Origin of the sequence: Oscillibacter valericigenes, from assembly GCF_021531915.1 — a bacterium.
GTDB lineage: Bacteria > Bacillota > Clostridia > Oscillospirales > Oscillospiraceae > Oscillibacter > Oscillibacter valericigenes_A.
Genome location: NZ_JAFBIV010000032.1, coordinates 1 through 10,687, shown reverse-complemented (window position 1 = coordinate 10,687; position 10,687 = coordinate 1). Strand labels below are relative to the sequence as shown.

Here is a 10,687-nt window from a genome sequence, read left to right as displayed (position 1 = left end):
ATACAAAAACCTCCTTGCCCGCTGCAGTTCAGGGAGACTGATCCTGAACCGGAACCGGGCTTTCATCATCTAACAATGGATACAAAAAGGCCTGAAAACGGCTTTCGCCTTTTTCAGACCTCTAATAAGCAGTATTCATTCTAAAATGGGAATGCACGATTTTACGAAGCGGTGCTTTCCCCAACACCTACAATCCCTGCAAAAGCAGATAAATCCCAAACCGATCCGATTCCCGCAACATTCCTGCAAACAATGCTGTAAGCAGGCGTTGATGTTCCATAGGCGCAAAGCCACAGAAGCCATCAAACGGGCGGAAACAGATCCCAACACCCCTGAGGGGCAATCGATACTGCACAATTGTGCAGAGCCATAGCGACCACATTCAGGGTTCGCTTCTTCACAACTTAGCAATCTCCACTGGCCGGGAGTAGGCACATCTAATAAATACAAGATCATATTAGCACAAGATATCGCAGATGTCAAACTTCCGAGAGTTTATCTGATGTTATTTCGTGTTAATCTGTACCTAATTTGAAATTATTTTTGACATTTTAAATAATGGAATTACGCACAACGTTGCCGTTCGAGAACGCAAGCGCATTCCTGACAAAAGCCATTCAACCTGCCGGGATGCTCCGCATCCTCAGCTCACTGCATAACAAGGCCCGTTCCGGGGAAGCTCATTGAATCAATACGGCATCAGTTTACCATACTTTCAACGGGTTGGCTATCATACCAGAATCTATGTGGCATTTATGTGGAAGCCCCATTCGTTGCGCATAACGTAGCCGATCGTAAACATATCTTTTTGCTTACGTTATGCGTAGCCGTTATGTAATCGTTCCAACACCTGTGTTCTCGATCGTCTACGTTATACGTTGAGTATCCTCTCCTGTAGACCTGGCGACAGTCAAACGAACCTTTATCATTGCCCGGTATGAGCTTTGTAGATTGCGGCAGCTGCAGGAAAACGACAGCGCAAGTTAAACTCCCAAAATATGGAAATGTTTTTGCGTTTTTCGCGTCCCACGGAGAATCAGAAAGAAGCAATCCCGAAATCCATTGCGGTGCAATGGATTCCGGGATTGCTTTGCATCATTTTTTGAAAGTGAGTTGCCTTAATCTTCTATAGGGATATAGACTGCCGGAGTATCATAGGAGTGTATGGTTTCCATGATCTGCCGATCCCAGAGGAGGAAGGGGACATATTTGAGTACATCATGTCTGATCGGCTGTCTGCATCTGCGGAGGAGATCGCCCTTCGGGCGCTTACGATGGAGTCTTTGCATGAGCAGTTCCAAAGTCTATCCAAGCGGGATATTTTGGGGAGGAGTTTTGGTGCTTTTGGTTACCCAAAGAGATCGCCATCCGAAACAGGCTCTGGGAAGACGGCGTGGAAAAGGCGAAAAAGCATGCGCTGGAAAAGCTGCGGGAACGGTGTCTGAACAGCACGGCATGGAAACTCCGTCGGGCAAGCCGCATGGTGGACAGTGCGATTTCACTGGAGCAGTTGTCGTGAGCGGGACAGATAAAAAGTTGTTTTCTTTGTTAACAGCATTGCTCTTTTGAAATGGAATAGTTGGAAAAGAATTTACTCATATGCTTTTTTCTAAACCACTTGATTTGTTTCGTTTAAGCGAATATAATAATTTTTTATATCCGTGATTTGCGAGGTGTTTGTTATGAATGGATATATTACAGTCCAGGAAGCTGCTGTAAAGTGGGGGATTACCCCCAGGCAAGTTCAAACTCTATGCAAGTCGAATCGTATTGACGGTGCTACTCGCATGAGTCGAATTTGGATCATTCCAGAAAATGCCGAAAAGCCGACAAACGATAAAAGAAAGGTAGCGTACAAGCTTGTTTATCAACCGGGCAAACGGGTTATCACAATTCTGGGAATCTTGCTGGGAATACTCCTGTCGATGAATACTGGCCAAACGGCGGTCCTCGCCGCGGATGACATCTCGCGGAACCTCCTCAACGGAAGCTTTGAGGATGGCCAGACCTGGGAGGCTGCTTATAAACAGATGGATCAAAGTGCTGTGCCGTACTGGAATACAACGGCATACGGCAGTACCGGCACCGGCTCTATTGAGCTGTTCCGGAAGAACACCGGCATCTACATAAATAAAGTGACACTCACTCCGACGGATGGAAGCTACGCTGCGGAGCTGAACGCCGATGAGGAGAGCACGCTCTATCAGGTGGTCAAGACCTATCCAGCCAGCGTGTACGAATGGGGTCTGGATCACGGCGCCCGAAACAGCTCCGACACCATGGCGCTGATCATCGGCCCGAAACAGGACAATGCCCCCTCCAAGCCCAACAAGGCCGGCCGCGATCACTTCATGCAAATGGTGGACTGGCTGGTGGCCCAGGGCGAGGTAGGGCAGCATGACACAGCCGGACTGCATGAGCAAATCACGCTGTACAGCAAGAAGTTCGGCCCCAATGGCACCTTCCTGAACGACGCGGGCAATCACCCCTTCAGTCTGGAGCCCGGCTTTGCCTATACTGAGGAGTGGCACATCTGGATCATCACGGACTGCAAGGCCGCCAACGGAGTCACCGAAAACCCGTGGAGCTCCTACGGTTTCAACGCAGATACCGGCAGCGAAAATGAGACAGCCAGCGCCGGCGGGACAGAAAGCCGCGACGTGGATCTGAGCAAGTATTACTATTACACGGTTCCGGCGAAGCAGGATGAGACGCTGTTTGCCTTTGTGTCTGTGGGTTACACGGGCACCTCCGCATCCACCCCGCAAGCGGCAAAAACTTACGGCAACTTCCTGGATAACATCCGATTTACGCTGTATCACCCCTTCAGCGGAAGCTCTACCACCCACGGCGACGCAGTGATCATGGACAGTGCCGGCAGCGTCATCGCCGGCACCGCGGACGGGGGCGGCGGTGTCACCTACGTCCCCGATGGTTCCAGCCTGACCGTGCAGGCGGTGTTGAAGAAACAGGACATTGAGCAGGGCTGTGAATTCGTGGGCGTTTACAATACCTATCGGAACTCTGCCGGCAATCTGACAACTGACTTTTTGAAGTTGTCCGGAAATTGCGTAGTGGATAACGGCAGTCTGACTGATACGGAAAAAGCCGGAAAATGGGTCAGAACCACCAACGGGCAGGGAGACTTTGTCTATACCTACAAGCTGGAAAACGTGACCTCTGGCGTCAACCTGCACTTTCTGTTCGTTAAGAATCCCACTATCACCTATGACGCCAACGGCGGATCGCCCTATATCACCGGGCAGACCCATGCCGATCACGAGGCAGAGAACGTCTATACCTTCAAGCCCAAAACCGATGGGGACTTCGGCGTGGACAGCTTCATCCCGCCGTATACCTCCCACGCGGCCACGGGACTGGACGGGGACTGGAAATTCGTGGGCTGGAAGCTGACGGGCGACACCCCGGAGGGCGATCTCCCGGAGGGCGCCGTCAATCCGGAAGGCCTTGACTCCATAATCCTGCCGGCCGAACACACCGTAGCCTGCGACTACATGATAGGCAATGCGGGCGCGCCCCAGTTCTTCAAGTTCTACAATGGCGCGCCGGATATGTACAATTCACTTGTTTATGATTTTGAAGACGTCATCGATGGCATTGTCTGGATGCCGGCAGCTGCTCCGGCACCGGAAGTCCAATATGCCAACAGTCACAAGGGTCTGACCATGGTGGCCCAATGGCGCTGGCGGCTGTGCTTTTTGCCCCAGGTCCGGAACAGCTCCGGCGTCTGGGAGGAGGCGAATACTCCAGTCGGCACCATCCAGATCGTGGGCGTGGACGAGAGTGACGAGTATCTGGAATCCTGCGGCTATGGAAGGGCCTATTTCGCCAGTATGAACCAGCGGATCACAGTCAAAGCCACGCCCAAAGACGGCTTTGTCTTTGAGGGCTGGTATGACGAGACCGGCGCGCTTCTCACCGCCACCGATACGTACATCTACGATGTGACATCGGCCAGCGGTAAGACCTGCTACGCCCGCTTCTCGGACAAGGTGACCCAGACTTACCAGCGAGTTGTCCGAGTGCAGGATGAGAACAGAACGTGGCAGTGGGAAAAAACCGATAACGACTCCGTGGGCAAGCTGAATTTCTACACCTATACCGATGCCGTGGGTGCCTATGCCGGCTCTACCGCAACGGCCGGGACGGGTTACCGTTTCGTGGGCTGGTATGATACGGTCGGCAACAAGGTCCCGTCCAGCATGCTGGACATCAGCGGCACCACTATCCGTTACCCCGCCACAAGCGACGGAACCTACTATGCCCGGTTTGTGCCGGAGATCGCCATCACGGTGACGGGCAACAGCGCTACCGCGGAGTACGATGGCAGTGAAAAGACCGCCAGCGGGTATCAGATCAGCTACGCCTGGAACGACGGCTCAACGAACCGGACCGATCAGCCGCCCTTCCTCGTGTTGGATGAATCGGCTACCGCCACCAACGCCACCATCAACGCCACCAACGCGGGTGAGTATACCATGGGTCTCAGCGCGGCTCATTTTCAGGTTACGGACACGGATGACTGGGCCTATACACTAAAGGTGACCCCCGGCAAGCTGACGATCCAGCCGCGGAATATCACCATTACTATCCAAAACAAGGAGAAGTTCTACGAAAGTGCGGACCCGATGTTTGATATCTACAATTCCGAATTCGCCACGATCACAGGCGAGATCCTGGCGAAAGACAAGGCTGCTCTCAACCTTCAACTGATCCGCACCAACAGTGCTGTGAATACCATCGGCCATTATGAAGATGTGTTGACCGCCACCTATGATACGGGAAACACGAACTATCTCATCACGGTGATTCCCGGTGACTTCACCATCAATTCCCCGGAGAGCGAAGATGCGAAGCTCATCGCGCAAACGATCCAACAAATCTATAATCCCGACAACCCGACGCTGGCGGCCAGTGTCCAGTTCATAAACGCAGATTCGAACGATTACACCGTTCAGTATTCTACGGACGGCGGCAGCAACTGGACTGACGATGCGCCCAGTCTGACCGGGGTTGGAACGATCACATTTAAGGCGAAAGCGGTCAACAAAACTGACACGTCGATTGTTCTCGAAAGTGATGAGGGAACCATCTCTGTTTTGCCCAAGCCCATTACCATTGAGATCAAGGGCAACACCGCTACCATGACCTATAACGGCGGCTCCCAGAGCGTGACTGGCTTTACGGTGGTAAACGCATCCGCCCTGCCGGCTGATACAGCGGTCAAGCCGAAAGACGAAAAGAGTGCGAGAGCAAGCGGCACAACTTGCATAGGTGGTCAAAATGGATACTACTACATGGGCCTGACTACCAGCGACTTTACGCTGGCAGGCGATGTGGCCGGGAACTACGATATCACCTGGAAGGTAACGGACGGCTGGTTACGCATCACCAAAGCGCCTCGCACCATCCAGGTGCAGGGCTTCAGCGGCTACTATGATGGCACAGAGCACAGCGTGACACTGATCAACAAAGTAAATGGCGACTCCGTGGAGTACTCACTGGATCAAACCACCTGGTCGGCAGAATCACCACAATTCACCGATGTGGTGAATACGCCGGCAGTGGTCTACATCCTGGTGAAAAACGCGAACTACGAGGATGTGGAAACCACCGCCATCGTCACCATTGAGGCCAATCCGGTGACCATCCGGGTGGATGACAAGACGATGACCTATGGTGACAATGATGCGCCCACCCTTACCGGCAGCGTCACCAGCAATCCCCAGTTGAACGAAACGAAACTCATAAACGACCTCCATATTACCTATTACCGGGAAAACAGTGGTAACGACCTGCCCGGCACCTATCCGGGGGTTCTGAAAGCCAGCTATGATACGACTAATAAGAACTATACCGTCACAGTGGTACCCGGTAACTTCACCATTCAGGCCGCCAGCATCGATGGCGCGGCGGTGACTGCTTCCGGCGGTGAGAAAAACTATGACGGCACGGCGCTGAAGGTAACTGCCCAGCTGTCACCGAACGCGGCGGATTACACCGTCGAGTATTGGGACGTCAGCCAGTATCCCGACGTGGAGACCTGGACGACTGTTGCCCCCAGCGTGACGAATGTGACGGACGGCATGAAAACCGTGCGCGTCAGAGCTACCCGGACGGGCTATCAGACGCTGACCTGCGACCCGGTAACCATTCAGGTGAAACCGCTCCCCATCGCCATCACGGTGAATAACGCGGAAAAGGTTTTCGGCCAGACGGACCCGGCCTTTACCGGCGAAATCACCAGCAGTCAAACGCTGAGTGAAGCTCAGAAGACGCAGATCAAGTCTGTCCTCAATATCGCGTACTTCCGGAAGAACAGCGAAAGCGACCGTCTGCCTGGTACCTACACCGAGGTTCTGACGGCCAGTTATGATGCGGATAACAAGAACTATGCCGTCACGGTAGTACCTGGCAACTTTACCATTCATACCGCTACCGTCTCCGGTGCGGCAGTGGAGGTTTTGGGCGGCTCCAAGGTCTATGACGGCACGGCTCTGACGGTGAACGCCAGTGTGACCGGAGCAACGGACTACAAAATCTGGTATTCTGAGGACAACCGCGCAACCTGGCAGGAGACGGCACCCAGCGTGACAAATGTGGCGGATGGCGTGAAAACAGTGTACGTCAAGGCCACCCGGGATGGCCATGAGACGCTGACCTGCTCAACTCCGGCGGAGATCTCGATTCGGGCGCGGGCGGTAAACATTCAGGTGCAGGATGCGGCGAAAGATTTCGATGCCGCTGATCCGAGCTTCCAGGGAACCGTCACAGGCGATGGTATTCTGGGAACAGATATTACCATCCGCTATTATCGTACCAATTCTGTCGAGGAAGTAGGTACATATCCGGGCGTGCTGACTGCGGACTGCACCTATGCGGCAGGAGTAGACCGGCGAAACTATGTAGTCACGGTGGCGCCCGGCAAATTTACCATCCAAACTGCGTCCGTCGATGGCGCGGTGGTGACGGCTTCCGGCGGTTCCAAGACCTATGACGGCACGGCGCTGACGGTAGACGCCGGTGTGACCGGGGCAGCGGGCTACAAGCTCTGGTATTCTGTGGACGACCGCGCGACCTGGCAGGAGACGGCACCCAGCGTGGTGAATGTGGCGGATGGCGTGAAAACAGTGTACGTCAAAGCCACCCGCCATGGATATGTTACGCTGACCCGGGAGGACCCGGTCAGCATCCAGATCCAGCCGCGGCCCATCACCGTATCTGCCACCAACGAGGAGAAATTCTATGACGGCACGGAGCTGACCGGCGGATTTATCTACACACAGCAGACAGCAGAGACCCCCGGCAGCGGTCTGGTCTCCGGCCAGACCATCAGCGCAGCGGTTTCCGGCAGCCAGACAGGCATCGGCCAGTCGCCCAACACTGTGGCAGAGGACTCTGTGGTGATTCGGGCGGGAGATACGGACGCCACCGCCAACTATACCATTCACTGCGTGGATGGAACCCTAACCGTCAAGGCGGCAATCAACATTGCCGTTACTGCGTCTCCCGCGCAGATGCAGGTGAATCAAGGTCAGGATGTGGTGTGGACCGTCACGGTGGAAAACCGGGATAGCCATGATGCCTGCGGCCTGATGCTGACCAACACGCTGAGCGGCGCGGCTATTACGGCGGCTAACGGTGTAGACCCCACCAACTTCAACATTCCCGCCGGCGGCGCGGCAGTGTTTACTGTCACCCTTGCAAAACCCTCTGCCGGTAGCTATGTTGACCATGTTTCGCTGCAACAGCAAAAGGCGGATCTGACCATGATGACGCTGGCGCAGGCAGATGCGGCGGAAGTGATTGTTCGCGATGCCAGTTCTTCTGGAGGAGGAACCCAGTCGGCAACACCTGTCCTGCCGAAGTACAACACGGGCTTCCGCGGCTGTAACCAGAACCACACCTGCCCCCTCTGGCCGTACACCGACATGGATGCAGACGGCTGGTACCATGATGGCATTCACTTCTGTCTTGAGAACGGTCTGATGAGGGGGTACAGCGACGACCGCTTCCAGCCCAATGCTTCCACCACACGGGCCATGATTACTGTGATGCTTTGGCGGCTGAACGGCAGTCCCGTGGTGAACTGCGCTCTGGACTTCGAGGACGTTCAGGAAAACGCCTGGTACACCGAGGCCATACGCTGGGCCAAGGTTCAGGGAATCGCAAACGGTTATGGCAACGGAAAGTTCGGCCCGGATAATGTGCTGACCCGGGAGCAGATGGCATCCATTCTCTTCCGTTATACTCAGTTTCAGGGCGGTGATCTGCGGGATGAAGCAAGTGCCGACCTCTGCGTCTTCGACGATGCGGCAACGGTGTCCGAATACGCCGTTCCCGCCATGCAGTGGGCCTATGGATCGGGCGTGATTCAAGGTATGAACGCAGCCAATGGCGGCCTGGTGCTCAAGCCCAACGGCAGCGCTACCCGCGCCCAGATGGCAACCATGATGATGCGTTATTGCACGGAAGTTATGAAATAAAGTGAAATTTCAACCAAATAGAACCTGTCGCTTGATCCTCTGTTCTGCTACATAGGGCTTGCTGAAAAAGTCCTGATTTTAGCCTTAACTCAGAAAATGCCCGAATAATATCCGGGTTTTACCCATTGCCAACGCTATTTTCTAACTTTGGGTGTAAATCAGAGCGTGTAATTGTGCATAGCACATCAGAAGCCTGCCCCCAAAATGGGCATTTTAGAAGCAGTACCCCCTTGATTATGGGGGATTGTTGATTGCAATAATCAGGGAACTCCGAACCATTCGTTGCACTATTTTGGGGTTCCTTTCGAAAACAGCTTATTATTCATAACATATTCATGTTTTTCAGTGGGCCCTACATAGCGAGCTGCCGTTAGCGGCGCCCAGCGGTAGCTGAGCGCCGCTAACGGTAGCCTTGTTTTAGACAGTCGTTCCGGGTTTAATCACCACGGTGTAGTGCTTGGTTGCGCGCTTCAAGATAGCGTTGGCAGAGACCTCGTCATTCAGAATCATGGAGCTCCAGCTTGCCGGTTCCCGTTGCGAGCAGATAATGGTGCTGAGATTAATCTCGCATCGCTTCTCCAAAATTTCAAATAGGATTTTCACCTCACGCTCGTCGGTAATGGTATGTAACAGGAAATCGTCCAGGATGAGCAGAGCGGCTCCACAGATCCTTTTCAGGCGCTTCTGGTACTTCGAGTAGTCCTGCACCTTGAGTGCCACCAGCGCCTCCAGAAGGGACTCGCAATGGTGGTATTCCACTTTGTAGTTGTTGCAGGCAACAATGCCAATGGCCTTTGCCAAATAGGATTTACCGCTGTCGGATGGTCCCAGAATGCAAACATTCAGGCCGGAATCAATGAAGTCTAACGAAGCCAACGCTTCAGTAATTCCTCGGGGCAGATACTCACGCTCAGCTGAATCAACACAGTTGGTGAGTTCCTGCGGGCACCCTCGCAGATGTGCGCTGCGTAGACGGCACTGGATGCGTTTGTTCATCTTCTTCTGGTATTCTGGCTCAACAAGATTAGCTATCGCCATCAATGGTTCCTTTCTGTTCCGGAAGCGGAAAATGAGACTTTTGATTTTATAGACTTCATTAGAGAGGGAGATTCAACCGTTTACAATGGTAACTGGAACATATGTTTTGTGAAACGGGATTTCAGTTCAGATCTACTTGGAATGAAAGATATTAGGACTGGAAAAGTAACATTTGATGAAGGCGTTGTTTATGAAATGTCCGATGATAAATTAATCTTCAATCTGATGAATTTTCCTAAACATATATGCTTTGAGATGACAAATCTATTCGATATACTTGAAAGGAACTATAACTTAGTTGAGGGTGTCGGAGAAAGTGGCGGTTATCATGCCCAGATTTTTATGAGCAGTTTGTTTTCTCAAATGGAGTTTTGTTAGTTACAGAGTGCGCAAGATGTTTCGAATGGGAGACCATTGGGCATTCGGGAGATTCAGAGAAATCTCGGTGATGTTGTGCCAGAACAAGGAGTTTTATTGATTACAGCTGCCCAAAATATTCATTGCCAAGGCTGTTAGAATTTGTGCAGACAGTATTTGCACAAATCGCTGGTCGACCACATTTCCACCACAGACAGGTGCGGAAACAATGGAGACTGCACCTTTAGAAAGTTCTGGAAAGCATTTTCTTCGGAGCAAAACAAATAAAACAAGCGGAAATTGTTATAAAAAACATCAAAAGTCGCTTGGTAAGGATGAGGCCGGCGGTTCGAATCCGCCCATCAGCTCCATTTCAGAATTTTTTCTTTTGCCGTGTTGCGATGAAAATCTTATCTATAAGTTGCCGTGAAGACTCTTTCTGGCAGTGATAATAATACCAAAATCAAGATGCAAAATATGCCCGGCTCATCGGTGGGATACCATTAATGAACCAGGCATTGATTTTCTCTGTGCGGCAGCAAAATGTTGATTGATCGCTGCTTGTATTAGGTGATTACCGGAAGCGTTATTTGTCGGGCGCACAGTTGCTGTAAAAGTCAAAAGTTCATACAGCCTCAGCACTTTCCGCTCCCGCAAATGACTGGGGCCCAAACGGTTGGGCGATTACAATTACCTGCGCTATAATCCCCGTATTTCTTCACACGCAGGAGGTCACTGGTTCGAGTCCAGTAGTCTCCACCAAGAAGAATCCTTAGAGCCGCAAG

3 protein-coding genes are annotated in these 10,687 nt (G+C 52.5%); 2 read left to right on the top strand and 1 reads right to left on the bottom strand.

Features of this window, described 5'->3' with window-relative positions:
• Positions 1-1,287 precede the first annotated feature (1,287 nt).
• Together JQM66_RS12150 and JQM66_RS12145 are read left to right on the top strand one after the other, a co-directional pair.
• Positions 1,288-1,569, top strand: a complete 282-nt coding sequence (locus JQM66_RS12150; RefSeq protein WP_235230136.1) for a hypothetical protein — start codon at positions 1,288-1,290, stop codon at positions 1,567-1,569.
• 461 nt (positions 1,570-2,030) lie between these two features.
• Positions 2,031-8,507: an S-layer homology domain-containing protein gene (locus JQM66_RS12145; protein ID WP_235230135.1), complete on the top strand. Its 6,477-nt coding sequence runs from the start codon at positions 2,031-2,033 to the stop codon at positions 8,505-8,507.
• Positions 8,508-8,924: 417 nt separating this feature from the next.
• Here the strand turns inward: JQM66_RS12145 and JQM66_RS12140 are convergent, their stop codons facing one another.
• Positions 8,925-9,545, bottom strand: coding sequence for an ATP-binding protein (locus tag JQM66_RS12140; protein ID WP_235230134.1), 621 nt, complete (start codon positions 9,543-9,545; stop codon positions 8,925-8,927).
• Positions 9,546-10,687: the final 1,142 nt, after the last annotated feature.

What these genes read in the sequence shown, in the direction of transcription:
- JQM66_RS12150 (WP_235230136.1), top strand. Translation starts at nt 1,288, where the DNA reads ATGAGCAGTTCCAAAGTCTATCCAAGCGGGATATTTTGGGGAGGAGTT.
- JQM66_RS12140 (WP_235230134.1), bottom strand. Translation starts at nt 9,545, where the DNA reads ATGGCGATAGCTAATCTTGTTGAGCCAGAATACCAGAAGAAGATGAAC.
- JQM66_RS12145 (WP_235230135.1), top strand. Translation starts at nt 2,031, where the DNA reads ATGGATCAAAGTGCTGTGCCGTACTGGAATACAACGGCATACGGCAGT.